The 23,424-nt window shown below is 67.4% G+C and carries 25 protein-coding genes and 1 pseudogene; 14 read left to right on the top strand and 12 right to left on the bottom strand.

Annotated elements, in window-relative coordinates; genetic code table 11:
• Positions 1 to 29 precede the first annotated feature (29 nt).
• The 8 genes and pseudogenes from ACV959_RS01710 to lspA all read right to left on the bottom strand — a co-directional run bounded on the left by ACV959_RS01710 (position 30) and on the right by lspA (position 7,159).
• On the bottom strand, positions 30 to 464 hold the full coding sequence (locus tag ACV959_RS01710; protein WP_475738210.1) for an EamA family transporter: 435 nt from the start codon (positions 462 to 464) through the stop codon (positions 30 to 32).
• Between the two features lie 23 nt (positions 465 to 487).
• A complete protein-coding gene (locus tag ACV959_RS01715) occupies positions 488 to 1,573 on the bottom strand; it encodes a bile acid:sodium symporter family protein (protein ID WP_475738211.1) in 1,086 nt (361 codons plus the stop codon).
• 266 nt (positions 1,574 to 1,839) lie between these two features.
• A pseudogene (locus ACV959_RS01720) lies at positions 1,840 to 2,667 on the bottom strand (IS701 family transposase); the annotation flags it as partial.
• Positions 2,668 to 2,705: 38 nt separating this feature from the next.
• Positions 2,706 to 2,930 carry a hypothetical protein gene (locus ACV959_RS01725; protein ID WP_475738212.1) on the bottom strand — a complete coding sequence of 75 codons (225 nt, stop codon included), beginning with the start codon at positions 2,928 to 2,930 and terminating at the stop codon, positions 2,706 to 2,708.
• 149 nt (positions 2,931 to 3,079) lie between these two features.
• A complete protein-coding gene (locus ACV959_RS01730) occupies positions 3,080 to 4,363 on the bottom strand; it encodes a M16 family metallopeptidase (RefSeq protein ID WP_475738213.1) in 1,284 nt (427 codons plus the stop codon).
• 55 nt (positions 4,364 to 4,418) lie between these two features.
• Complete coding sequence (locus ACV959_RS01735) at positions 4,419 to 5,756, bottom strand: M16 family metallopeptidase (protein WP_475738214.1); 1,338 nt, start codon at positions 5,754 to 5,756, stop codon at positions 4,419 to 4,421.
• Positions 5,757 to 5,828: 72 nt separating this feature from the next.
• Entirely contained in the window at positions 5,829 to 6,533 is a 705-nt protein-coding gene (locus ACV959_RS01740) for a hypothetical protein (protein ID WP_475738215.1), read from the bottom strand.
• A gap of 113 nt (positions 6,534 to 6,646) precedes the next feature.
• Positions 6,647 to 7,159, bottom strand: coding sequence for a signal peptidase II (lspA, locus tag ACV959_RS01745; RefSeq protein ID WP_475738216.1), 513 nt, complete (start codon positions 7,157 to 7,159; stop codon positions 6,647 to 6,649).
• Positions 7,160 to 7,388: 229 nt separating this feature from the next.
• Between lspA and groES the strand changes: the two genes are divergently transcribed.
• From groES to ACV959_RS01810, 13 genes are all read left to right on the top strand, one after another.
• Entirely contained in the window at positions 7,389 to 7,676 is a 288-nt protein-coding gene (gene groES / locus ACV959_RS01750; protein WP_475738217.1) for a co-chaperone GroES, read from the top strand.
• Between the two features lie 43 nt (positions 7,677 to 7,719).
• Positions 7,720 to 9,354: a chaperonin GroEL gene (gene groL, locus ACV959_RS01755; protein WP_475738218.1), complete on the top strand. Its 1,635-nt coding sequence runs from the start codon at positions 7,720 to 7,722 to the stop codon at positions 9,352 to 9,354.
• A 338-nt stretch (positions 9,355 to 9,692) separates the two neighbouring features.
• Complete coding sequence (locus ACV959_RS01760) at positions 9,693 to 9,839, top strand: aa3-type cytochrome c oxidase subunit IV (protein WP_475738219.1); 147 nt, start codon at positions 9,693 to 9,695, stop codon at positions 9,837 to 9,839.
• Positions 9,840 to 9,919: 80 nt separating this feature from the next.
• Positions 9,920 to 11,053 (top strand): Re/Si-specific NAD(P)(+) transhydrogenase subunit alpha, encoded by a 1,134-nt coding sequence (locus tag ACV959_RS01765; protein ID WP_475738220.1) that lies wholly within the window; start codon positions 9,920 to 9,922, stop codon positions 11,051 to 11,053.
• Positions 11,054 to 11,087: 34 nt separating this feature from the next.
• Positions 11,088 to 11,537 (top strand): NAD(P) transhydrogenase subunit alpha part 2, encoded by a 450-nt coding sequence (locus ACV959_RS01770; protein ID WP_475738221.1) that lies wholly within the window; start codon positions 11,088 to 11,090, stop codon positions 11,535 to 11,537.
• A 4-nt stretch (positions 11,538 to 11,541) separates the two neighbouring features.
• On the top strand, positions 11,542 to 12,939 hold the full coding sequence (locus ACV959_RS01775; RefSeq protein ID WP_475738222.1) for an NAD(P)(+) transhydrogenase (Re/Si-specific) subunit beta: 1,398 nt from the start codon (positions 11,542 to 11,544) through the stop codon (positions 12,937 to 12,939).
• A gap of 344 nt (positions 12,940 to 13,283) precedes the next feature.
• A complete protein-coding gene (locus tag ACV959_RS01780; protein WP_475738223.1) occupies positions 13,284 to 13,700 on the top strand; it encodes a DUF2946 family protein in 417 nt (138 codons plus the stop codon).
• A gap of 169 nt (positions 13,701 to 13,869) precedes the next feature.
• On the top strand, positions 13,870 to 14,514 hold the full coding sequence (locus ACV959_RS01785; protein ID WP_475738224.1) for a MotA/TolQ/ExbB proton channel family protein: 645 nt from the start codon (positions 13,870 to 13,872) through the stop codon (positions 14,512 to 14,514).
• A gap of 1 nt (position 14,515) precedes the next feature.
• Positions 14,516 to 14,998, top strand: a complete 483-nt coding sequence (locus tag ACV959_RS01790) for an ExbD/TolR family protein (protein ID WP_475738225.1) — start codon at positions 14,516 to 14,518, stop codon at positions 14,996 to 14,998.
• Complete coding sequence (locus ACV959_RS01795; RefSeq protein ID WP_475738226.1) at positions 14,995 to 15,708, top strand: energy transducer TonB; 714 nt, start codon at positions 14,995 to 14,997, stop codon at positions 15,706 to 15,708. The genes ACV959_RS01790 and ACV959_RS01795 overlap by 4 nt, the downstream gene beginning before the upstream one ends.
• A gap of 61 nt (positions 15,709 to 15,769) precedes the next feature.
• A complete protein-coding gene (locus tag ACV959_RS01800) occupies positions 15,770 to 16,243 on the top strand; it encodes an energy transducer TonB (protein ID WP_475738227.1) in 474 nt (157 codons plus the stop codon).
• 58 nt (positions 16,244 to 16,301) lie between these two features.
• Positions 16,302 to 17,591 carry a sialidase family protein gene (locus tag ACV959_RS01805; protein ID WP_475738228.1) on the top strand — a complete coding sequence of 430 codons (1,290 nt, stop codon included), beginning with the start codon at positions 16,302 to 16,304 and terminating at the stop codon, positions 17,589 to 17,591.
• Between the two features lie 5 nt (positions 17,592 to 17,596).
• Entirely contained in the window at positions 17,597 to 18,076 is a 480-nt protein-coding gene (locus tag ACV959_RS01810) for a TlpA family protein disulfide reductase (RefSeq protein ID WP_475738229.1), read from the top strand.
• A 4-nt stretch (positions 18,077 to 18,080) separates the two neighbouring features.
• On the opposite strand, the gene ACV959_RS01815 is transcribed toward ACV959_RS01810, so the two are convergent.
• The 3 genes from ACV959_RS01815 to ACV959_RS01825 all read right to left on the bottom strand — a co-directional run bounded on the left by ACV959_RS01815 (position 18,081) and on the right by ACV959_RS01825 (position 21,384).
• Positions 18,081 to 18,665, bottom strand: a complete 585-nt coding sequence (locus tag ACV959_RS01815; RefSeq protein ID WP_475738230.1) for a cob(I)yrinic acid a,c-diamide adenosyltransferase — start codon at positions 18,663 to 18,665, stop codon at positions 18,081 to 18,083.
• A gap of 3 nt (positions 18,666 to 18,668) precedes the next feature.
• On the bottom strand, positions 18,669 to 18,863 hold the full coding sequence (locus ACV959_RS01820; RefSeq protein WP_475738231.1) for a twin transmembrane helix small protein: 195 nt from the start codon (positions 18,861 to 18,863) through the stop codon (positions 18,669 to 18,671).
• A gap of 61 nt (positions 18,864 to 18,924) precedes the next feature.
• Positions 18,925 to 21,384, bottom strand: coding sequence for a TIGR02302 family protein (locus tag ACV959_RS01825; RefSeq protein WP_475738232.1), 2,460 nt, complete (start codon positions 21,382 to 21,384; stop codon positions 18,925 to 18,927).
• A 130-nt stretch (positions 21,385 to 21,514) separates the two neighbouring features.
• On the opposite strand from ACV959_RS01825, the gene ACV959_RS01830 reads away from it, so the two are divergent.
• Positions 21,515 to 22,021 (top strand): hypothetical protein, encoded by a 507-nt coding sequence (locus tag ACV959_RS01830; protein WP_475738233.1) that lies wholly within the window; start codon positions 21,515 to 21,517, stop codon positions 22,019 to 22,021.
• A gap of 68 nt (positions 22,022 to 22,089) precedes the next feature.
• Here the strand turns inward: ACV959_RS01830 and ACV959_RS01835 are convergent, their stop codons facing one another.
• A complete protein-coding gene (locus ACV959_RS01835; protein ID WP_475738234.1) occupies positions 22,090 to 23,415 on the bottom strand; it encodes a dihydroorotase in 1,326 nt (441 codons plus the stop codon).
• Between the last annotated feature and the right edge of the window lie 9 nt (positions 23,416 to 23,424).

Raw genomic sequence — 23,424 nt, forward strand, 5'->3', positions numbered from 1 at the left:
TGTCCGCGCGCCCGCGATTCCGCTCTCCGTCAGCTCTTGTAGGCGACAAAAACGGCGCCAGCGGCGATGAGGCAGATCCCGAACCAGTTTCTAGGAGAGAGGCGTTCTCCGAGGATGAGCGCCCCGAATATCGCCACGAACACGACGCTCAACTTGTCGATCGGCGCGACTTTTGCCGCGTCGCCGAGCTTCAACGCGCGAAAATAGCAGACCCAGGAGGCGCCGGTCGCGAGTCCCGACAGGAGCAGGAAGAAATAGGTGCGTCCAGAGATTGACCCGGGCGGTTGCCATTGGCCGGTGGCGAAAAGGAATGCGGCGAGCGCGCACAGGATGACGATCGTGCGAACGAAAGTTGCAAAATCCGAATTGACGTTTTCAACGCCAATCTTGGCGAAGATGGCCGTCAGCGCCGCGAAGACGGCCGAAAGAAGAGCCCAGAGCCGCCAGGAGTTGAATTGACCCATCTGCATTCCTTCGCCTTGGCTGATCAATGGCCCCTTTCGGCGGCTGCGGCCTTTCGGCCGCCGAACCGCATCAGGCCGGCGTCGACGGTCGACGCGAACAAGTGCTGGACGAGATTGTAAAAAATGATCGGAAGCATCACCCGCGGGTGATCCGCCAGCGCGACCGACGCGAGAACAAGACCGGAGCCGTTGTTGTTCATGCCAAGACCAAACATGAGAGAGGCCGTTTCCGAGCGGTTCGCCTTCATCAGCCTCGCGACCAGAAGGCCCCCGCCAAATCCCGCAATGCACAGCAGCGCGACGACGGCGGCCGCGATGAAGAGAAAATCGCGGTCCGGCGCGGATACGACCTCCGGCAAAACAAGAGTCGCGTTCGAATAATTCAGGGTGACCAGGACCAGAAAGTTGAAAAGCTTCACATAAGGGAGCATGCGCCCATAAAGGCGATCTCCCAGAAAGGCGCGGAAGGCGATCCCCGACAGGGACGGCAGGATGACCCAGGCGCCGAGAAAAGACATGGCTTCGCCGGAAGCCAATTCATGCAAGTCCTCCGAATAGTCGCCTGCCGTCAGGAATCCGACCGTGTGAAGAACGAGAGGGGTCGTCAGGGGACTGAACAGGGTCGTGACCAAGACAAGGCCGAGGCTGAGGACAAGGCTTCCGCTCGCGTTTTGAGCCCAGGCGGTGGATGCGCCCGCGATCGGCATCGCCGCGACGAGCGCAAGCCCCACCAGCAGCTGCTGCGCCTCCTCCGGATTGTGCCAGAGAGTCATCGTGACGCTGACCCCGAAAATCATGGCGAGCGGCGCGGCGAGGTTTCCAAGAAGGCCGAGGAAGATCATCGGCGCCTTGCGGCCGGCGCTCGCGAGTTCTTTTATCGAAACGCCAAGTCCCGCATTGAAGAGCAGCGCGGCGAGCATGACCGGCGGCAAGGCGAGTTTGATGTCGCCGAAGGGCGTGTGCGCGAGCCCCAAATCCGCCTTGCGGATCCAGAGACCGAACTGAGGGAGGAGCGCCGCCGCGAAATAGGAAATAATAATCAGCCAGATCAAATATTTGTGCAGAAAATGGACCAGCGCCGCCGGACGGCTGTGCGGTTCCGCACTCATTTTCCCTCCTGTCTCTGAAGAGCCTGGTTCGGATCCGAAGCGGCCCGCGACAAAACAGCCCCAAGCTTGTCGGCGCGCGCCCCGCGCCAAGAACTTCAGTCTATCGTGCGCTTTCCGACGGCATGTTTCCGATCGGTTTCGGCCGACGCTGTCGCGGCCCGGGTTGCGACGGTCCCGGAGACGCCCTGACGATCAGCCGCATTTTTGTGTCACGGATGAGACGCCGCCTGCGGCGTCTCCTCGGGACGCGGAAATCCACCGGAGACTGCCGTTTCGGCGCCCGCGCCCGCCGAGAGCCGGCGCCAGGCGGAGGCCGGCAAGCCGTCCGCAATTTCTTTGGCTGCGCCCGAAATCAATTTCGACTTGCCCCAGGAGTGGAACGGCTCGTTGGATTTGACGCCCAGCACGTAGCCTTTGCCAGCGCGCCGCAAGGCCATTTCGATATCGCCGACGCCCTAGACTGTGTCGGCCGCTACGAAGGAGAATGGGACCTTCGCTTTGATCGCTCTTTCGATCATAGCGAGCGCCAGCGCCGGCTTGGTCGCAAAGCCGCCAGACGCGCTGTCGACGATCTCCTGCGGAATATGCGCCTTGGCCATGCGCGCTTTATCCTCGGTCCAGCTCTTGGGCGGATAAAGCTCGCGGTCGATGAACGCATGGCCGCGCTCTGTGGCGCAGCACGCGAAAACGCCGATCTGGCAATTCGCGATCTTCCCCGCTGAGCCTGTATATTGCCGTGCGACGCCGCAGGAGGCCTTACCCTGCTTCAGAAACCCCGTCTCGTCGACAAGGAGAACCGCATCTTCGTCCGCCAAGGCTTCGAGCGCATAATCGCGCACAATGTCGCGCAGCCCATCCGCGCTCCAGCGCGCGCGACCCAGAATTGCCTGCCGCCGCCACGGTCCCGGATCGCCCGCCGCTTCGGCGCGCATCCAGCCCGTCTTGCGCCGCTCTTCGCCCAGCAACCCGTCCAGAAAGCGCTCCGCCAATCGCGCCACGCGCTCCTGCGTGAACAGAGGCCGCATCCGACGCTTCACGTCACGCAGAGACGACGCCCACAACTCCAGCGTCGTTTCGATCGAAGCTCCCGACATCCCATGATCCCCTTGCCGAATCATGGCGTCCCATCGAGTCAGAACTCCAAATATAATGCAACTGTAATGATATAATGCAACTCTAATGCTAAAGCGCGGAGTTGACCAACCGTAGGGGTATCTTCCTCGTGGTCGCTTTCCCAAGCAATTAGGCGTTCAACCGAAACATGCGCTGCTTTTCCTGCATCTTCAGGGCCCACCTTAGCGCGGCTCCGAGCCCACCTCAGCAATTCCCGCTTCACAAGTGCTTTGATGGCAGCCATCTTGCCCCCCATTCAGCAGGACAGCTTTCGGGCGGACACGCCCTGAGCCCTGGGGCGCGATCGTTGACCACAAGCATAGCTTTCCAAAGCATTGAATGATCGATACTCAACATCTCCGCCATACTGGTGCGACAATCCCGACTCTCCCCTCACACCCCCTCGGGCCGTCCCACCATCGTCACCAGCAGCTTGCCGTCGCCGAAGAGCTTCTTCGCCGCGCGCTTGCAGTCCTCCAGACCCACGGCGGCGATCTCGCCGTTGCGCTCGTCGAGATAGCTCGGCTCGAAGCCGTCCTGCTGCAAATGCACGAGCTGGCTCGCGATTTTGGTCGAGGTGTCGAAGCGCAGGGCGTAGGAGCCGATGAGGAACTTCTTGGCCTTGTCGAGTTCGTCCTCGGTCGGGCCCTCCTCGGCGAAGCGGCGGACTTCCTCCTCGATCACGCGCAGGGCCTCGCCGGCGCGCTCGTTCTTGGTGGCGGCGGCGCCGATCAGCATCGGGCACTGTTCGTATTCGTTGAGCTGCGAATAGACGCTGTAGGCCATGCCGCGCTTCTCGCGCACCTCGCGGAAGAGCCGCGCGGTGAACGTGCCGCCGCCGAGAATGTGGTTGGCGACGACGACGGCGAAGTAATCGGGATCGCGCTTGGCGACGCCGGGGCGCCCGAAACGGATCGTCGTCTGGGGAATGTCGAGGTCGACCAGCCGGCGCGACCCGACCCCGGCGATGGTCGTCGCCGGGACGGGCGCGAGATCGTTTCGCGCCTCGAGCGGCCCGAAGGTTTCGTCTAGAAGACCCGACAGCGTCCGCGCGTCGATCGCGCCCACGACGGCGATGTGGAGATCCTTTCTCGAAAACAGCCGCTCGCGCAAGGCCACGAGATCGGGGCGCGAAAGCGTGTCCATCGAGGCGAGATCCCCGCGCGCCGGGCGGCCATAGGGATGACCCGGGAAAGCGGCCTCGCGAAAGGCCTTCGCCGCCATGGCGTCGGGGTCGTTGGCGTCGCGCTTCAGTTCCGCGACGAGCTGGCTGCGCACGCGCGCGACGTCGGCCTCCGCGAGATGCGCCTCGGTGAGCGCGAGCCGCAGCAGCGCGAACGCCTTGTCGACGTTTTTCGACAGCGTCTGCAAATGGCCGGAGATCGCGTCGCGGTCGGCGCCGAAGCCCAGATGGATCGCGAGTTCGTCCACCGCGCGATGAAAGCCGCGCGCGTCATAGTGGCCCGCGCCTTCGTCGAGCAGGCCCGCGAGCAACGTGGCGAGGCCCGGCTTGTCGGCCGGATCCTGCGCCGCGCCGCCGCGCAGCGAAAATTCGAGCGCGACGAGCGGCACGGCGTAGCTCTCGACGAGCCAGGCGGTGACGCCGCCGGGCGTGACGATCCGCTGCACATGCTCGGCGCGGGAGGCCGTGGAGACGGCGGGGGCGTGGGCGGTCATGGGGAAGTCCCGATAAAAGAGAACGGCCGGCGACGCGGCGCCGGCCCGGAAGGGTTCAGGCGGCGTCGGCTGGCAGCAGAAAGCCGGTCACGGCGCGGCGCTTGTCGAGCCATTTGCGCGCGGCGGCGGAGACGTCCTCGGCGGTCACGGCCTCCATGCGCTCGGGCCAGGCGATGACGTCCTCGATGGTGAGGCCCGTGGCCAGCGCCTCGCCATACCAGCGGGCGAGCGAGGCCTGGCTGTCCTGCGCATAGATGGCGTCCGCGACGAGGCGCGTCTTGGCGCGCTGGAGATGCGCGGGGTCGACGGGGGTCTCGGCGAAGCGTTTCAGCACGCCGTCGATCGCCTCGTCGAGTTCCTCGAGCGAGACGCCGGGCGCCGGCGTCGCATAGACCCACAGGCGCGTGTCGTCCACGGCCGAGCCGAGATAATAGGCGCCCGCGCCCACCGCGAGCTTATCCTCCACGACGAGCTTTTCGTACAAGGCGCTGGTCGCGCCGCCGCCGAGCATATAGGCGAGCGTCTCCAGCGCCTCGGCCTCGCCGGGCGCGGCGGTGCGGTAGGACGGCACGAGAAAGACGCGCTCATGCGCAGGCTGCTCGACCTTCTCGTCGGCGAGCGACACGAGCCGATGCGCGCGATGCGGCGGCTCCTTGGTGCGGGCGCGGCGCGGCGGCTCGGCGCGCGCGGGGATGCGGCCGTAGGTCTCCTGGGCGAGACGCAGAACCTCCTCCGCTTCGACGTCGCCGGCGACGATCAGTATGGCGTTTTCGGGCGTGTAGAAGCGGCTGTAATAGTCGAGCGCGTCCTCGCGGCTCAGGCTCTCGATCTCGTGATACCAGCCGATGATCGGCGTGCCGTAGGGGTGATGGGCGAAAAGCGCCGCCTGCACGGCTTCGTCGAGCTGTGCGGCGGGATCGTTGTCGGTGCGCATCCGGCGCTCCTCGAGCACCACCTCGCGCTCGGGCGTCACCACCTCGTCGGTCAGCGTCAGATTGCTCATCCGGTCCGCCTCGAAGGCCATGAGCGTGGCGAGATGCTCCTTGCCGATGCGCTGGAAATAGGCGGTGTAGTCGTAGCTCGTGAAGGCGTTCTCCTGGCCGCCAAGTTCCGCGACGAGATTGGAGAACTCGCCCTGCGGATGGTTTTTGGTGCCCTTGAACATCAGATGTTCGAGGAAATGGGCGATGCCGGATTTCCCGATCGGATCGTCCGCCGCGCCGTTCTTGTACCAAATCATATGGGTGACGACGGGCGTGCGCGCGTCCGGGATGACGACGATCTCCAGCCCGTTGTCCAGTCTGAAATGCGAAACATTGGCGCTGGCGCGCGCCGATCCGCCGGCCGCGCCCGGGGTGAGCGAAACGGTCGGCGGCGTGAGCGACGAGGTCATGAACAGGCCTTTCCCGCGGCGCCCGGCCGCGCAAATCAGGAGACGGTTTCTCCCAATATAGGCCCAAATCCGCTAGTTGTCAGAGCCCTTGAGGAAGCTTGGCATCATACTGGACAAAAGCCCCCCGCCGCCGCTCTGGGCCTGCCCCGCAGGCATGCGGGCGCCGGGCTGCGCCACGGGATCGTTGTCGCTCCCCTCGCCGCCGACATAGCGCAAGGGGTTCCACCAGCTCGTTTTCTTGGCGTCCGTGTCGCGCACCTTGCTCAGATCCTGCGTCGGGCGGCGATAGCCCGAGGGCGGCTCGGTGAGCAGGCGCCGGCTCGGCTCGTCCAGCACCGGTCCGCTGGTGCGGGCGCCAGCGTTGAGCGCGCGCTGGAGGAAACCGGGTTCGTCGTCCGTGCCAGGCGCGTAATCGGGCTTGGGGCCGCGAATGCGCTCGAGGAGGCCCGGATTTTTCTCCGGCGGGGGCGCGTTTGGCACCCTGGCGTAGCGGTCCGAATTGCGGCGGCGCTCGCCGGGCTCGCCCGACGGCCAGCCGCCTGGCCGGTCCGCCGTCTCCTTGGGCGGCGGCAGGTCGCCGATCCGCGGCGGCAGCACGAGCTTTGGCCGTTCGCTGTAATCGATCGACTTGGCGGTGGGATCCGAGGACACCCCGACCAGCTCCATCACGGAGCTGACGGTCGATTTGTCGTCATAAGCCAGCGCCGGCGCGGCATAAGCCGCCGCGAGGCCAGCGAGCGCGCCCAGAGCGTGGCGCCGCGACCGTGCGAGCTTCATGCGTGCAACTCCTCTGCCCCGCAGGGCGATCTGAACGGCCTTCGGGGACGCCGCGCGCCCCGAACGACAGACCATGTGCGCGACTTGTTGGCGATTTAGTGGCGAAGGCGGAGTCACGCGCCCTCTTCGGGCGCGGAAGCGGGCGCGAACAGGCTCTCGTAGAGCAGCAGCGCGACTCCCGCCGTGATGGCGACGTCGGCGACGTTGAAGACGTAATTGGCGAGCGGCCCCACCGGCAGCGTCGTGTGAAGATAAAAGAAATCCGCCACCGCGCCGCGCGTCAGGCGGTCGGCGGCGTTGCCGAGCGCCCCGCCGATGACGAGCCCGAGCGCGAGCGCCGTCAGCCGGTCGCGGGCGCGGGTCATCCAGAAGGTCAGCCCGGCGACAATGACGCCCTGCGCCGCGAGCAGCCCCGCGCGAGCAAACCCCTCGTGCGCCGGAAACAGCGAATAGGAGACGCCGTAGTTCCAGGAGAGAACGACGTCGAGGAAGGGGGCGAGCGCAATCGGCTGCCGGGCCTCGATCCCGAAGACGTCAAGCATCCAGTATTTGTGCGCCTGGTCGAGCAGCGCGGCGGCGAGCGCGGCGAACAGCCCGAGGGCGCGCGGAGACTTCCAGCCGGACAAGGCGCCACTCCCTGACGAGGAGACCTTGCGACGCCTAGTAAGGCCTCGCGCCGCCGGCGGCAATCGGGGGCGTTTCGCTTCCACATCCAATCGCCTTGACTTCGGGCGCGCGCCGCCATATGTCCGGCGCGTTGTTGGCACTCGTCGCTAGAGAGTGCCAGCACATTTCGCTTATGGCTTGCGGCGGGCGCAGCAATGCGCCCCAAGCGCAGAAAAGGAAGACATTGCAATGGCGTTCCGTCCCCTGCACGACCGCGTCGTGGTCAAGCGCATCGAAGGCGAGGAAAAGACCAAGGGCGGCATCATCATCCCCGACACCGCCAAGGAAAAGCCCCAGGAGGGCAAGGTCGTGGCTGTGGGCCCCGGCGCCCGCGACGAGAACGGCAAGCTCAATCCGCTGGACGTCAAGGCCGGCGACCGCGTGCTCTTCGGCAAATGGTCCGGCACCGAAGTCAAGATCGACGGCGAAGATCTGCTCATCATGAAGGAAAGCGACATTTTGGGCATCGTCGACTAACTCGACACCGCCCCAACGCTTACAATTTTCTCAGGAGTTTCAAATGGCTGCCAAAGACGTACGCTTCTCCACCGACGCCCGCGATCGCATTCTGCGCGGCGTGGACATTCTGGCCAATGCGGTGAAAGTGACTCTGGGCCCCAAGGGCCGCAACGTCGTCATTGAAAAGAGCTTCGGCGCGCCCCGAATCACCAAGGACGGCGTCACCGTCGCCAAGGAGATCGAGCTGGCCGACAAATTCGAGAATCTCGGCGCCCAGCTCGTCCGTGAAGTCGCCTCCAAGCAGAACGACACGGCCGGCGACGGCACCACCACCGCGACCGTCCTCGCCGCCGCCATCGCCAAGGAAGGCGCCAAGGCCGTCGCCGCCGGGCTCAACCCGATGGATCTGAAGCGCGGCATCGACCTCGCCGTCGAGGCCATCGTCGCCGACCTCAAGACCCACTCGAAGAAGGTCACCTCCAACGACGAGATCGCCCAGGTCGGCACCATCTCGGCGAACGGCGACCGCTTCATCGGAGAAGAGATCGCCAAGGCGATGCAGAAGGTCGGCAACGAGGGCGTCATCACGGTCGAGGAGGCCAAGAGCCTCGAGACCGAGACGGACATCGTCGAGGGCATGCAGTTCGATCGCGGCTATCTCTCGCCCTACTTCATCACCAACGCCGAGAAGATGATCGCCGAGCTCGACGACGCTTACATTCTCATCCACGAGAAGAAGCTGTCGACGCTGCAGCCGCTGCTGCCGATTCTCGAGGCGGTCGTCCAGACCGGCAAGCCGCTCGTCATCGTCGCCGAAGACATCGAGGGCGAGGCGCTGGCCACGCTCGTCGTCAACAAGCTGCGCGGCGGCCTGAAGATCGCGGCCGTGAAGGCGCCGGGCTTCGGCGACCGCCGCAAGGCCATGCTCGAAGACATCGCCATCCTCACGGGCGGCCAGATGATCGCGGAAGACCTCGGCATCAAGCTCGAGAACGTGACGCTCCCCATGCTTGGCAAGGCGAAGCGCGTGCGCATCGAGAAGGAGAACACCACGATCATCGACGGCGCCGGCGACAAGAAGGACATTGAGGCGCGCATCGCGCAGATCAAGTCTCAGATCGAGGAGACGACCTCCGACTACGACCGCGAGAAGCTCCAGGAGCGTCTCGCCAAGCTCGCGGGCGGCGTCGCGGTGATCCGCGTCGGCGGCGCGACGGAAGTCGAAGTCAAGGAGAAGAAGGACCGCGTCGACGACGCCCTCAACGCCACCCGCGCGGCGGTCGAGGAAGGCATTTCGCCCGGCGGCGGCGTCGCGCTGCTGCGCGCCATCAAGGCGCTGGACGGCGTGAAAACCGAGAATGGCGACCAGAAGACCGGCGTCGAGATCGTGCGCAAGGCAATTCAGGCTCCGGCGCGCCAGATCGTCGACAACGCCGGCGGCGACGGCGCCGTGGTGGTCGGCAAGCTGCTGGAGGCGACCGACTACGCCTACGGCTTCGACGCCCAGAAGGGCGAGTACGGCGACCTCGTGAAGCTCGGCATCATCGACCCGACCAAGGTCGTGCGCACAGCGCTGCAGGACGCCGCCTCGATCGCGAGCCTCGTCATCACGACGGAAGCCACGATCGTCGAGGCCCCTAAGAAGGAAACCGCTCCGGCGATGCCGGCCGGCGGCATGGGCGGCATGGACTTCTAAGTCCGTCCAACGCGAAAATTGGCGAGCCCCGGGGAAACCCGGGGCTTGTCGCGTTGCATCATCCGCGTCGCCCAGAAGGATTCCCTTACGCCGCGCGTTGGGGAACATCGGCGGATTGGAAGGAAAAATTTACTTCGCCCTTGCGAAACGGCCGACCAAGGATCCCCGAACGCCGAGCGGCCGATTTCATGCGGGACCGGGGATGGGGGCCATTGTGCGCTCGCGACGAAAGCGCGCGGTCGCCAGGCGTTGCGATACGCGGCCCGCTCGGTTAGCATTCGCCCCGAGCGCGGCGGGTCTGTTCGCGCGTCAAACCGCAAGTTTTGGGAGAAGCTTCGATGGCGAGCAATCGCGGGTCGGCGTCCATGGACGCGGACTGGGCCGAACACGTTAAGACTTACAACGGTTTCCTCTGGCTGCTCAAATTTTCGGCGGCGGCCTCGGCGATAACGCTGCTGGCGCTTTTCTTCCTCTTCGCGCGGTAAAACGCGCCCAGCCCCTCACGCCAAGCCGTCAGGGGCTCCCGTGACGGCGACGGTTTTCGATTTGCAAACCGGAGTTCGTCATGCGCATCGCCGTATTGGCTGAAACGGACAAGAACGAGCCGCGAGTCGCGGCGACGCCTGAAACCGTCAAGAAATTCGTCGGTCTCGGCGCGGAGGTTGCGGTGCAGGCCGGGGCCGGCGCCGGGGCTGGCGTATCGGACGCCGACTACGCCGCCGCCGGCGCGCTCATCGGTCCCGACCCCGCCACGACCCTCGCCGGGGCGGACGTGCTGTTGCGCGTGCGCCGGCCTGCGGCGGCCGAACTCGCCGGCGCCAAGCAGAACCTCGCCGTCATCTCGATCATGGACCCCTTCGGCAATGAGTCGGCGCTCGCCGATCTCGCGAAAGCGGGCGTCATCGCCTTCGCCATGGAGTTCATGCCGCGCATCACCCGCGCGCAATCCATGGACGTCCTGTCCTCTCAGGCCAATCTTGCGGGCTATCGCGCAGTGATCGACGCGGCCGCCGAATACGGGCGCTCCTTCCCCATGATGATGACCGCCGCGGGCACGGTGCCGGCCGCCAAGGTCTTCGTCATGGGCGTCGGCGTCGCGGGCCTTCAGGCCATCGCCACGGCGCGCCGCCTCGGCGCCATCGTGACCGCGACCGACGTGCGTCCGGCCACGAAGGAGCAGGTCGAGTCGCTCGGCGCCAAATTCCTCGCGGTCGAAAACGAGGAGTTCCAGCAGGCGCAAACCGCCGGCGGCTACGCCAAGGAGATGTCGAAGGAATATCAGGCCGCGCAGGCGGAGCTGACTGCGAGCCACATCGCCAAGCAAGACGTGGTCATCGCCACGGCGCTCATCCCCGGCCGCCCGGCGCCGCGGCTGATCACCGCCGACATGGTGCGCTCCATGCGCGCCGGGTCCGTGATCGTCGACCTCGCGGCGGAGCGCGGCGGCAATTGCGAGCTGACGCGGCCGGGCGAAACGGCGATCGAAAACGGCGTGAAAATCGTCGGCGCGCTCAATCTTCCGGGCCGCATGGCCTCGACCGCCTCGAGCCTCTACGCCAAGAATCTGCTCGCCTTCGTCGAGACAATGATTTCGAAGGATACGAAGCAGCTGTCGATCAACTGGGACGACGAACTCGTGAAGGCGACCGCGCTCACGCGCGACGGCGTCGTCACGGACGAGCGCTTCAAACAGGCCTGAGCCGAAAAATCCCTCCAACACAGGGCGTCGAACAATGACCGATTCAACGCAGCAATTGCTCGAAAAGGCGCGGGCCGCGGCGGAGGCCGCCCGGCAGATGGCCGAACAGGCCCAGCAATATTCCGACCAGATCGCCCAGACCGCCGCGGCGATGACCTCGCACGGCCTCGCCGGCGGCGCGATCGACCCCGTCGTCTTCCGGCTGGCGATTTTCGTGCTCGCAGTTTTCGTCGGATATTACGTCGTCTGGTCCGTGACGCCGGCGCTGCATACGCCGCTGATGTCCGTCACCAACGCCATTTCCTCGGTCATCGTGGTCGGCGCCCTGCTCTCGGTCGGCGTCGAGGCCTCGAGCGTCAACGATACGGGGGCGGGCTGGGCGCGATGGTTCGGCTTCGTCGCGCTAATCCTCGCCTGCGTGAACATCTTCGGCGGCTTCCTCGTGACCGAACGCATGCTCGCCATGTACAAGAAGAAGGGCTGACGCCATGAGCGCCAATCTCGCAGCCCTTCTCTACCTCGTCGCCGGCGTGCTGTTCATCCTCGCGCTGCGCGGCCTCTCCTCCCCCGCAACCTCCCGCGAGGGCAACCGCTACGGCATGATCGGCATGGCCGTCGCCGTGGCGACGACGCTGCTCCTGCATCTGCCGCCCTTCTTCGGCTTCGTGCTGATCCTGGTCGGCGCGGCGGCCGGCGGCGGCGTGGGCGCCTATGTCGCGCAGCGCATTCCGATGACGGCGATGCCCGAACTCGTGGCCTTCTTCCATTCGCTCGTCGGCCTCGCCGCCGTGCTCGTGGCGGGGAGCGCCTTTTTCGCGCCCCACGCTTTCGGCATCGGCGCGCCTGGCCATATCGAGGGCGGCAGCCTCTTCGAAATGTCGCTCGGCGCGGCGATCGGCGCGATCACCTTCACCGGCTCGATCATCGCCTTTCTCAAGCTCTCCGAGCGTATGAGCGGCAAGCCGATCCTGCTGCCCGAGCGCCATACGATCAACATCATGCTCGGCGTGGCCCTCGCGGCGCTAATCCTGCTGTTCGTCATGACGGAGTCGGGCTTCTGGCTGTTCCTGCTGATCCTCGTCTCCTTCGTGCTGGGCGTGACGCTCATCATCCCGATCGGCGGCGCGGACATGCCGGTGGTCGTCTCCATGCTCAACTCCTATTCGGGCTGGGCGGCGGCGGGCATCGGCTTCACGCTCGGCAATCTCGCGCTCATCATCACCGGCGCCCTCGTCGGCTCCTCTGGCGCCATCCTCTCCTACATCATGTGCAAGGGGATGAACCGCAGCTTCATCTCGGTGATTCTCGGCGGTTTCGGCGGCGAGACGGTCGCGGCGGGGGGCGCAAAGGAGCAGCGCAACGTCAAGCAGGGTTCGCCCGAGGACGCCGCCTATATCATGCAAAACGCCGGCAAGATCATCATCGTGCCCGGCTACGGCATGGCGGTGGCCCAGGCGCAGCATGCGCTGCGCGAAATGGCGGACCTTCTGAAGAAGGAAGGCGTCGAGGTCAGCTACGCGATTCACCCGGTCGCGGGCCGCATGCCGGGGCACATGAACGTGCTGCTCGCCGAAGCCAATGTGCCTTACGACGAGGTCTTCGAACTCGAGGACATCAACTCGGAGTTCGGACAGGCTGACGTCGCCTTCGTCATCGGCGCCAACGACGTGACGAATCCAGCGGCGAAAACCGACAAGTCCTCGGCCATCTACGGCATGCCGATCCTCGACGTCGAGAAGGCGAAGACGGTGCTCTTCCTCAAGCGCGGCATGGGCTCCGGCTATGCAGGCGTGGAGAACGAGCTGTTCTTTCGCCCGAACACCATGATGCTCTTCGGTGACGCCAAGAAAACGGTGGAGGCGATCGTCAAATCGCTCTCGCACTGACCTGGCGCCGCGGACATGGCGCCAAGGGCATGGCGCCAAGGACATGGCGCCGAGCGGAAAAAAGACGCCTGGGAGGAAACTCCCGGGCGTCTTTCATTCCGTCTCCAAATGCGGCGGGCGTTGTCGGCGAACGGACGCGCCGGCGCGGCCGCATGAAGGTTTTGCGCCGCAATTCGTCGCCAATGACGTTTCCGCGCCGCCGCGCGCATCTCGCGGGATGAACCCGCTCCGGCCCCGACGACGTTAACCATCGCCGGACGAACGTCCCAAAAAGCCTCTTGGACTCGACCGCGCGCGGGTCGCCGCGCGTTGTCAAAGATTAAAAAATCCATTAAGAGGCTTTTATGTCACAGTTGCGCATCATGGGCGTCAATATGCGCGCGGCGATCGCGTTCGTCGCGGCATGGGCGCTGATGTTCAGCGTCGCAACTACTGGCGCGGTCGCGGCCAGCGCGAACGACATCGTTCTCAAAAACAGCGGCGCCGCGCGCGTCGGCCTCTTCGCCTGTTTTAAGCGTCATATGACGCAGGGCGCCGCCGCCGAAGACGAAAAGACGTCGCAAAAGCAGGGCTCCAGGAGCCATCATTGTCCCTGCTGCCTCGCGGCCCACGCCGCAGCGGCGGTTTTGCCGGATCGGACCGATGTCGGAATCCGGTCCACCGCGCCGCCCGCGCGATTCAATCACGTCGTGGCACCGTCGCGCGCGCCGGCGAGCGTCGCGCTCCGCGCGGTCAATGGCGCGCGGGCGCCGCCCGCCTAATTTGGAACTCTTCCGATCGGCTCAGCGCAGCATTGGCCCTTGCGGCGCATGCTTTAAGATCGCCGATCCAGGGACGCCGTGGCTGCGTCCGGATCTGAACGCGAAAAATAGAAATCGGACGTCGGCCGTCGCGCGGAAGCGCGCGCGGCGTCAAGGATGAGTGAGTTCCATGGATCATACGTCGCTTTCCCCTCTCGCCATGTTCATGAACGCCGGCGCCGTCGGCAAGGTCGTCATGGCGATGCTGCTGCTCGCTTCGGTCTGGACCTGGGTTCTGATCATTGAAGCGACCGCCGCCGTCATCCGCATCGGCAAGGCCACGAAGGAAGCCCGCGCGGGCGGTTCCGCCGGCCTGCTCGAGCCCATCGCCGCCGCCGGCCGCGAATCTCTCGCGCTCGATCTTCCGGACGAAACGATAGGCGACAAGCGCGAGCGCATCGCCGAGAACATGAGTCGCGCGGCGCGCGAGTTCCTCACCAAGGCGGAAGGCGGCCTGCCGAACCTCGCGGTCATCTCCTCCGTCGCGCCCTTCGTCGGCCTGTTCGGCACGGTTTGGGGCATCATGACGAGCTTCGCCGGCATCGCCCAGTCGCAGGACACAAGTCTCGCGGTCGTCGCGCCAGGCATCGCGGAAGCGCTCGCCGCCACGGCCTATGGCCTCGCGGCCGCCATTCCGGCGTCCGTTGGTTACAACCGCATCGGCGCCGCCTTCGCCCGCCTGGGCCAGCAGGTCGCGCATTACATCGAGGACGAGGCGCTGCGCATGACAAGCCAGCCCAACGCCCGCCGCCAGTCGCAGAAGGAGGCCGCATAACATGGCTCTCCCCTCCCGCTTCAAAAACAACAATGACCTCTACCAGCCGCTCGCCGACATCAACGTGACGCCGCTCGTCGACGTCATGCTCGTGCTGCTCATCATCTTCATGGTGACGGCCCCGCTGCTCGCGAAGGGCGTCAAGGTCAACCTCCCGCAGGCGAGTTCGGCCCAGCCGATCAACCAGAAGGATCCGATCGTCGTCACCGTCGGCAAGGACGGCAAGACGTCGCTTGGCGCCGACGAGGTGTCTCCGGAGGCGCTGATCGACGGCATTCGCGCCATGATGGGCGACGACCGCACCCGCGTCGTGCATGTGCGCGGCGACACCGAGGCGGTCTATGGCGAAGTCGTCGCGGTGATGGACCGGCTCGCGACGAATGGCATCACCCATATCGCGATCATGACCAATTCGCGCAGCAAGACCGGCTCCGCCGCCAAGCCGGCCGCCGCGCCCGCGCCCGCCGGAGGAGCCGCGAAATGACGGATTTCGCCTTGAGTCCCGAATATGCGCGCGGGCGGGAAGGGCCGCCCGCGGGTCCGCCGCCGGTCAATCCGCCCTGGCTGCGGCCGGTGGCGATCGTGGCCATCGTCGCCGCCCACCTCGCCGTCTTCGCGGCCTTCATCCTGGGGCCGAAGCCGGAGCCCCTGTCGCTCGCCGAACATTACGTCGATATCGAAAGCGGCGACTTCATCGAGCAGCAGGAAGTAAGCGCAGCGGAGGATACGCCGCCCCCGGTGACGGTCGACCAGCCCGATCTCGCGCTGCCGCCGCCGGTGGTGATGGACCCTGACGCCGTTCCGCTCGCCGTGAAGAAGGACGACGTCGACAAGGTCCAAAAAAAGCAGGAAGAGCGCAAGGAAGTCGAGCGCGCCGAGCAGCGCCGCGAGGCGCAGGCCCGCCGTCACGCCGGTTCGCCGGAAGGCCGCGGCCAATCCGGCGGCGCGGCCTCCGCGACCTGCCTCGCCCATGTGGCCGCGTCGCTGCGCGCACATACGCCCGGCGCGACGAGTCTCGGACCGGGAACCGCCCATGTGACGTTCCACGTCAATCCGGGCGGCGGGATTTCGGGCGTGTCGGCTTCCGGCTCGACCCCAGCCCATGCGGCGCTGGCGCGGCGCATCGTCGCCTCCTCGCGCGGTCCCGGAAACTGCGGCTCGGCCTTCGTCAGCCAGGCCTTTGCGTTCCATTGACGCGGGCGCGGCGAGCGCCCTTTTTCGGCTCGCCGCGTTCCTCATGTTTGGAATTAGAATCATGACTTCATTCCGTCTGGGCGGCGCCGCGCTCGCTTGTCTCCTCGCTCTTGGCGGCGGAGCGCGGTCGGAAGCCGCAAAACCCGCCGCGCCGCCGTCTCCGGCGGCGCCCGTACCCACCCCGAAGCCCACCCCCGCGGCGCCTGTCGCCGCGCCGGCCCAGAAGCCCGCATCGCCCCCGCCCGCCGCCGCGAGCGTCGCGCCCGCGGCGCAGGCCGGCATGTCGCAGAGCAAATATCTCAGCGCGCTCTACAGCGAGATCGCGAAGCGCACGCCTCAGGACAACGCCGCCGGCCCCGGAGAAGTGACCGCAAGTTTTGTCGTCGGACCGACCGGCAAGGTCGAGAAAGTCACGATCGACAAGACGACGAGTCCCGCCCATGCCGAGATCGTGAAGAAGATTTTGGCGGGGGTGACGGCGCCGCCGCCGCCCGGCGGCTCGATGGACGTGGGGCAGACCTTCCGGTTCCGTTGATCGCACAGAACCCCTGGAGCAGGGCTGTCCGACCGGACGCCCGTCGAAAGGCAAAAAAATGCAGCCGACCTCCGCCTTCGCGCGCCGCGCGCGCCTGTTCGCCGCCGCCGCTCTCGGCCTCTCGACGGCCGCCCACGCGGAGACCGCCCCGGCCGACGCCGGAGCGGCGACGCCGCCCGCCTCGCGCATGGACCACGCCCATCCCGCGCCCGCCTGCGCCGACCCGAAGCCGGACTGCGCCGCGACGGTCAATCCATCGTTCGACAGGAAAGGCCGGCTCTGGCTGGCCTTCTCCGTCGGAAAGTCGGTCTATGTCTCATCTTCCGCCGACGGCGGAAAAACCTTCTCCGCGCCCGCGACCGTCGCCACGGTCGGCGACGGGGTCATCGACGCCCATGGCGACGCGCGCCCCAAAGTCGTCGCGCTGGACGACGGAACGCTTATCGCGAGCTACGCCACGCGGCCCGAAAAGCAGATGATCGGCACGATCTTCACCGCGCGCTCGACGGACGGCGGCAAAACCTTCTCCGCGCCCCAGGCGATGCTGTCAGAAGGCGGCCAGCGTTTCGAGAGCTTCGTCGTCACGCCCAAGGGGCGCGTCTACGCCGCCTGGCTCGACAAGACCAATCTCCTCAAGGCCAAGGCGGAGGGCAAGGAATTCCACGGCAGCGGCGTCGCCTTCGGCTGGTCGGACGACAGGGGCCAGACCTTCGCTGGCAAGAAAATCCTGATGGATCACGCCTGCGAATGCTGCCGCATGGCCGCGGCGCTCGACCGCGACGGCCTGCCCGTCTTCGCCTGGCGGCAGGTCTTCGACGGCGACATTCGCGATCACTACGCCGCAAAGCTCTCGGCGGATGGCGCGACGCTCACGGGCGGCCGCGTCTCCGACGACGACTGGGCGATCAACAGCTGCCCGCATCACGGCCCCGGCCTTGCCGTCGACGGCGCCGGCGTCTGGCACGTCGCCTGGTTCACCAAGGGCAAGAACCGTCAGGGCCTGTTCTATGCGCGCAGCGCCGACGGCGGCAAAAGCTTCTCGGCGCCGGAGAAATTCGGCGACGACGCCAGGGCGCCCGGCCATCCGGTCCTCATCGCCGCGAAGGGCCGGCTCTACCGCGTCTGGAAGGAGTTCGACGGAACGACGACGACGATCCCGATGCAGCTCTCGCGCGACGGCGGCAAGAGCTGGAGCGCGCCGCGCGTGATGGCGCAGACGGCGGACGCCTCCGATCATCCCGAACTCGTCGCAAGCAAGGGCGCGGCCTATCTCTCCTGGGCGACGCACAAGGAAGGCTACCGGCTGATCCCGCTCCCGAGAGACGAAAAGAACGCGGCGGCCCGGTGATCGCAATGCTTCGAGTCATTGCCTGCGTCCTCGCCTTCGCCCTTGCCTCGACCGGCGCCGGCGCGCTCGAGTTCAGGCCCTACCGGCGCGGCGACTTCGCCGCGCTCGTCGGGGCGCACGCCGGGCGGCCGCTGATGATCCACTTTTGGTCCCTTGCCTGCCCGCCGTGCCTCGCCGAATTGCCGCATTGGGCGAAGATGATCGACGCGCGCAAGGACATTGACGTCGTGCTCGTGAACACGGACGGCGAAGAAGACCAGCAGCGCGCCGCCGCCCGGCTCGAAAAGGCCGGGCTGACGAAAGCTGCGCATTACGTCTTCGCAGACGATTTCGTCGAGAAACTCTATTTCGAGGCGGACAAGAGCTGGCGCGGCGAACTGCCCTTCACCGCGCTCGTTGCGCCCGACGGCGCCGTGACCACCGTGACCGGCGCGATCGACGACCCGCTGGTGACGAAGTGGCTGGAGAAGCGCGGCGGGAAGTGACGCCTCAGCGCGTCGCGCCCGGCTTCCACAGCACGTCGCCCCTCTCGCGGTTCACATAGCGCGAGGCGACGAAGAGAAAATCCGACAGGCGGTTCACATAGGCGAGCGCGGTGGGCGAGAGCTCCTCGCCTTCCGTCTCCATCAGCGTCACCATCACGCGCTCGGCGCGCCGGCAGATGGTTCGCGCCATGTGGAGATGCGCGGCCGCCGCCGTCCCGCCGGGCAGCACGAAGGAGCGCAGGGGCGCGAGGGCGGCGTTGAGTTCGTCGATCTCCTTTTCGATCCGCTCGACCTGCGAGGGGACGATCGCGAGGCGCATCGCCGGATCGAGCGGGTTCTCGGGATCGTGCGGCGTCGCGAGTTCGGCGCCGAGATCGAAGAGATCGTTCTGGATGCGCTCCAGCATGGCGTCGAGCGCCGCGTCGCGCGGCTCCAGCGCGAGGCGCGCGACGCCGATCGCGGCGTTGGTTTCGTCGATCGCGCCATAGGCCTCGACGCGAATGTCGTCCTTGCGGCGGCGCGCGCCCGTCGCGAGCGAGGTGGCCCCCGTGTCCCCGCCCCGCGTGTAAATCCTGTCAAGCTTGACCACCGGTCACCGCCCCCGGAAATAGAGAACCGTCAGCGCCAGCGCGATCGCGACGAATTGCAGGCCGACGCGCCAGCGCATGAGCGTCTGCGAGCGCTCCGGCGACCCCTCGCCGCCGCGGATCATGTTGAAAAAGCCCGCGAGGAGCACGAGAAACACCGCCGCCGCGACGATGAAGACCAGAATGTTCGAAAAGGCCATGAGGCTCCCCGCGGATTGGTTTCGAGCCAAGTAGAGAAGCCCCGGCGCGAGAGCAAGCCGTTTATCGCCGCAGCAGCCGCTGCAGATAATCGAGCTCCTCCGCCGGCCGTTCCGGCTGCCCGAGACGGCGGCGCAACTCTTCCTGCACGCGGCGGGCGCGTTGCGTCGGCGGCAGGCCGAGCGGATCGTATTTTTCGCGCGAGGCGTTCTGCCCGTGATTGCCGGAACGGCCGAGCGGGTCGCGGCCCTTGCCGTAGCGGCCGCGTGAACGGCCGGCGCCCTTGCCCTGCCCGTCTTCGCCCTCCTGGCCTTCGCCGCGCATCGCCTCGGCCATTTTGTCCGCGCCCTTGCGCAGCGCGTCGACCGCGCGGCCCTGCGCGTCGACGGCCTTGCCGCGCCCCTCCCCGTTGGGACCGAGCGCCTGCTCCGCCTCCTTCATCGCCTTGCGCGCCTCGTCGAGCTGTTCGCCGGCCTCGCCCGCCTCGTCCCGGAGCGCGTCCTGCTGGCGCTCGAGCTTTTCGCGCAGCGCCTTCTGGCGTTCGCGCTCGGCGCCGGACTCCCCGCCCGGCTGTTGCGGCTGGCCCTTCCTCCCGCCGCGCTGCGGCTTGCGGTCCTCTTCGCCCGCGGGATCGTTCATGCCCTGGAAGGTGTCGTCGCGCAGTTGCTGCTCCTCGCGCGAGAGCTGGTCGAGTTCGCTCAGCGCGCGCTGCATCTGGCGCCGGCGCTGGCTCTGCGCGGCGCTCTCGCCGCCGCCCTCCTCGGCCGTCTGGGCGTTTTCCATGATGTCCTGCAACTCGTCGAGAAGCTTCTGCGCCTGCGCCGCGTCGCCCGATTTCGCCGCTTTCTCGATGTCGTCGAGCATGCCCTGCAAGTCTTCGGGCGTGACGCTGTCGGGATCGTCCGCGCTTTCGCGCGGCGGCGCGCCCGGCTGCCGGGGCCGGGCGCCGAGCTGCTCCAGAAACTTGTTCAACGCCTCGCGCAAGTCCTGCGTGCGCTTGGCGATTTCCTCGTCGTTCGCGCCGCGCGCCATGGCGTCGCGCAGCGCCTGCTCGGCGGCGCGGAGGTCGCGTTCGACCTGCGACATGTCGCCGTCCTCGAGGCTCAGCGCCATCGCCCAAAGCATGTCGGCGACGCCGCGCAAGTCGTCGTCGCTGCGCCGCCCTTCGAGGCCGCGGCGCGCGGCGCGCAGGCCGAGATGGATCGCCGAGGGCGTCTGGAACGCCTCCGGCGCGAGAGAGAGCGCCTCGAGCGCGGCGCGCACGCTGGCGCGCGCTTCCGGATCGAGCGCGAGAATGCGCCGCTGCTCCACGAGCGCCCGCGCCAGCGGCTTCACGAAGCGGCGCTGCGGCAGCGTCGTTTCGATCGCATCGGAGACGCCCTCGTTCCCGGCGGCGTCTTTCGCCACGAGCCGCATCGTGACCCGCGCGCCCGCATAGGGACTGTCCGCGAGATCCAACGTCGCCCGGCCCTCGCCGAGGCCCCCTGGCCCCGCCGGCGGCTCGAGCGGCAGGCGCGGCGGCTCGTAAAGCGCCCGGCGCCCGCCCGTGGCTGAGAAAACGGCCTCCGCGCCGACGACGCCGTAATCGTCGTCCACGCGATAGGAGAGCGTCATGGAGCCGCGCGCATTGTTGCGGGGCGCGCCGTCGACGGCGATCGACGGCGGACGATCGGGCGTCGCCGCGACGTCGAAAGTCCGGCCGTCCGGGAGCGACAGCCGCGCCGGGCCGGAGAGCCTGTAGAGGCGATTTTTCCGCTCGGCGCCCTCGCCGGGAGTGAGCGCGCCATCGACGGCGACGGAGGCGTCGGCGGGCCGCAGCCGCAGCAGCGAATTGACCGGCGCCTCGACCGCCCCTCCCTCCTGCGGCAGCACGATCGGCGGCTTGCCCGTGTAGGCCGGCGGATCGAACCAGGCGTCGACGCGCTGGGAAGGCCCCAGAAAACCGCCGGCGCGCCAGTCGAAGGCGGCGGCGATCCGCGCGCCCTTCTCGTCTCCCGCGATAAATCCGGCGGCGACGGCGGCCACGAGCGCGGCGGCGCGAAGCGCGTAAGGGTCTCGCTCCGGCAGGCGCGGACGCGGCGGGGCGACGGGCGTTCGCGCGAGCGCCGCCGATAGCCGCCGGCGATGAAGGCTCCACAGCGCGACCGTGGCCGCATCGGCGCCCTCGGCGCCCGCGAGCGTGTCGTCGAGCGAGGCCGCGGGCTTCAGCGCCCCGCCGGCGGCGGCGTCGAGCCGGGCGGCGGCGGCGGCCCGGCCCGGCAGGCCGCGGGCGATCTCGCGCGCGACGAGGAACAGCCCGGCGAAGCCGAAGGCGGCGACGCCCGCCATCCGCCCCTCGAGCGGCAGCGCGCGCCAGAGCCCGAGCCAGGAAAGCGCGACGAAGAACAGTCCGAGGGTCGCGAAGGCCGCGGCGAGCCGCAGCGCGCGTTCGGCGAGGAGCGCCCGGGCCGAGCGCCTTAGCGCGGCGTCGAGGGTCGCGTCGCCTGCGGGGCGCCGCGCGTCATTCTCGGGAAGTTCGTCCATTGGCGCTCCGGCGGGACGGCGAATTCCGTCCAGATGGCGGTTCGACGGCGACTATACAATCCCGCCGCGCAAACGCTAAGAAAAGGGGTCCGAATTCGCCTTTTGGGCGGCGGGGCGGTTAAGATGGCCCATGATCCGCCCCCGCAAGGCCGCGCCCGATCTCGTCTCGGCGCCGCTCACAGACCTCGCCGTCCTACCCCGGCCGACGGCCGCGATCTACGACAAGATCCTCGCGGCGCTCGAAAAGAACGACGTCGAGGCGCTGCGCATCCCGATCGACTGGAACGAGGTGCGTCCCCTCCTCGCGAAGAGCGGAACCTTCCCGGCCGGGACTGATCCGATCGAGATCCTGAAGGCGCTCTCCTTCGACCGGAAGGGGCGCGAGACTGTCGCGATCGCCCGCGCCGTTCTGTCGCAGCCCTTCGTGAAAATCGTGCGCGGGCCCGTGACGCTTTTCGAATGGCCCGCCTTCGCGCGTCATCCGGCTCCGCCCGCGACCGAAGAGGAGGCGCGGATGCGATGGGCCTGTGTGCGTTTCGCGGATCTGGCCCGCTCCAACGCCGAGGGGCGGCCGCGTCCGCTTCGCATCGGCGTCGCCGCCGACGGCGTCTGGCACTATTTCTGGAGCGAGGATTGATCGACCCGACGGAAGGAATGGCGCCATGATCGCAAACAGGGATCGACGGCGCGCCTGCCTCACGTAAGCTACAGCGCCGCCTGGAACCGGATCGGCCTTCCCGTCGAAGGCGTGACTAGCTCGCCCTCCCACATCACGCGCGCGCCGCGCACGAATGTTCCCACCGGCCAGCCCGTCGCCTCCATGCCGTCGAAGGGCGTCCAGCCGACGCGGGACGCGACCCAGGAATTGCGGATCGTCTCGCGGCGCGCGAGATCAACGACGGTGAGATCGGCGTCGTAGCCCTTGGCGACGCGCCCCTTGCCAGCCATGCCGAAGAGGCGGTTCGGCCCGGCGCTCGTCAGATCGACGACGCGCGCGAGCGTGAGTTTTCCCTTGTTCACGGCGTCGAGCAGGAGCGGCACGATGGTCTGCACGCCGGGCATGCCCGAGGGGCTTTTCGGATAAGGCTGCGCCTTTTCCTCCAGCGTATGCGGCGCGTGATCCGAGCCGATCACGTCGACGACCCCCTGCCGCAGGCCCTCCCAAATCGCGTCGCGATGGCGGGCCTCGCGCACCGGCGGATTCATCTGCGCCAGGGTTCCGATGCGTTGATAGGCTTCCGCGTCGAGCACGAGATGATTGGGCGTGACTTCGACGCTGGCGATGTCCTTGTGCTGCGCGAGCAGCGCGATTTCTTCCGCCGTGGTGACGTGCAGAACGTGAATGAGCGCCCGCTTCTCGCGCGCGATGCGCAGAAGCCGCTGCGTCGAGCGCAGCGCCGTCTCCACGTCGCGCCAGACGGGATGCGAACCCGGATCGCCCTCGACGCGCAGCGGCTTGCGTTCTTCGAGGCGATCCTCGTCCTCGCTGTGGAAGGCCGCGCGGCGGCGGGTGTGGGACAAGACCTCGGCGACGCCGGCGTCGTCCGCGACGAGGAGCGAGCCCGTCGACGACCCCATGAAGACCTTGACCCCGGCCGCGCCCGGCAGACGCTCGAGCTCGGAGAGGTCCTTGGCGTTTTCATGCGTGCCGCCGATCCAGAAGGCGAAGTCGCAATGCATTCGGCCAGTCCCGCGCGCGACCTTGTCGGCGAGCGCCGCCTCGCTGGTCGTCAGCGGGTTGGTGTTCGGCATTTCGAACACCGCGGTCACGCCGCCCATGACGGCGCTGCGCGAGCCGGATTCGAGATCTTCCTTGTGAGAAAGGCCCGGCTCGCGGAAATGCACCTGCGTATCGACGACGCCGGGGAGGATATGAAGGCCCCGGCAGTCGATTCGTTCGCCCGCCGCGGCGCGGGAGAGGTCGCCGATTTCGGCGATCTTGCCGCCGCTGATTCCGACGTCGCGCAGGCCTTCCCCGTCCTGGTTGACGAGCGTGCCCCCCGAAAGGATGACGTCGAAACTTTGCGGCATGGATGGCGC

The sequence above is a fragment of the Methylocystis sp. Se48 genome (assembly GCF_056269425.1).

Bases quoted from the DNA above. Each gene is read 5' to 3' on its own strand.
- groL (WP_475738218.1), top strand. From the start codon at position 7,720: ATGGCTGCCAAAGACGTACGCTTCTCCACCGACGCCCGCGATCGCATT.
- ACV959_RS01780 (WP_475738223.1), top strand. From the start codon at position 13,284: ATGTCACAGTTGCGCATCATGGGCGTCAATATGCGCGCGGCGATCGCG.
- ACV959_RS01725 (WP_475738212.1), bottom strand. From the start codon at position 2,930: ATGGCTGCCATCAAAGCACTTGTGAAGCGGGAATTGCTGAGGTGGGCT.
- ACV959_RS01835 (WP_475738234.1), bottom strand. From the start codon at position 23,415: ATGCCGCAAAGTTTCGACGTCATCCTTTCGGGGGGCACGCTCGTCAAC.
- ACV959_RS01730 (WP_475738213.1), bottom strand. From the start codon at position 4,363: ATGACCGCCCACGCCCCCGCCGTCTCCACGGCCTCCCGCGCCGAGCAT.
- ACV959_RS01795 (WP_475738226.1), top strand. From the start codon at position 14,995: ATGACGGATTTCGCCTTGAGTCCCGAATATGCGCGCGGGCGGGAAGGG.
- ACV959_RS01765 (WP_475738220.1), top strand. From the start codon at position 9,920: ATGCGCATCGCCGTATTGGCTGAAACGGACAAGAACGAGCCGCGAGTC.
- ACV959_RS01805 (WP_475738228.1), top strand. From the start codon at position 16,302: ATGCAGCCGACCTCCGCCTTCGCGCGCCGCGCGCGCCTGTTCGCCGCC.
- ACV959_RS01710 (WP_475738210.1), bottom strand. From the start codon at position 464: ATGGGTCAATTCAACTCCTGGCGGCTCTGGGCTCTTCTTTCGGCCGTC.
- ACV959_RS01770 (WP_475738221.1), top strand. From the start codon at position 11,088: ATGACCGATTCAACGCAGCAATTGCTCGAAAAGGCGCGGGCCGCGGCG.
- ACV959_RS01820 (WP_475738231.1), bottom strand. From the start codon at position 18,863: ATGGCCTTTTCGAACATTCTGGTCTTCATCGTCGCGGCGGCGGTGTTT.
- groES (WP_475738217.1), top strand. From the start codon at position 7,389: ATGGCGTTCCGTCCCCTGCACGACCGCGTCGTGGTCAAGCGCATCGAA.
- ACV959_RS01715 (WP_475738211.1), bottom strand. From the start codon at position 1,573: ATGAGTGCGGAACCGCACAGCCGTCCGGCGGCGCTGGTCCATTTTCTG.
- ACV959_RS01740 (WP_475738215.1), bottom strand. From the start codon at position 6,533: ATGAAGCTCGCACGGTCGCGGCGCCACGCTCTGGGCGCGCTCGCTGGC.
- ACV959_RS01830 (WP_475738233.1), top strand. From the start codon at position 21,515: ATGATCCGCCCCCGCAAGGCCGCGCCCGATCTCGTCTCGGCGCCGCTC.
- ACV959_RS01800 (WP_475738227.1), top strand. From the start codon at position 15,770: ATGACTTCATTCCGTCTGGGCGGCGCCGCGCTCGCTTGTCTCCTCGCT.
- ACV959_RS01785 (WP_475738224.1), top strand. From the start codon at position 13,870: ATGGATCATACGTCGCTTTCCCCTCTCGCCATGTTCATGAACGCCGGC.
- ACV959_RS01735 (WP_475738214.1), bottom strand. From the start codon at position 5,756: ATGACCTCGTCGCTCACGCCGCCGACCGTTTCGCTCACCCCGGGCGCG.
- ACV959_RS01790 (WP_475738225.1), top strand. From the start codon at position 14,516: ATGGCTCTCCCCTCCCGCTTCAAAAACAACAATGACCTCTACCAGCCG.
- ACV959_RS01775 (WP_475738222.1), top strand. From the start codon at position 11,542: ATGAGCGCCAATCTCGCAGCCCTTCTCTACCTCGTCGCCGGCGTGCTG.
- ACV959_RS01810 (WP_475738229.1), top strand. From the start codon at position 17,597: ATGCTTCGAGTCATTGCCTGCGTCCTCGCCTTCGCCCTTGCCTCGACC.
- ACV959_RS01825 (WP_475738232.1), bottom strand. From the start codon at position 21,384: ATGGACGAACTTCCCGAGAATGACGCGCGGCGCCCCGCAGGCGACGCG.
- ACV959_RS01760 (WP_475738219.1), top strand. From the start codon at position 9,693: ATGGCGAGCAATCGCGGGTCGGCGTCCATGGACGCGGACTGGGCCGAA.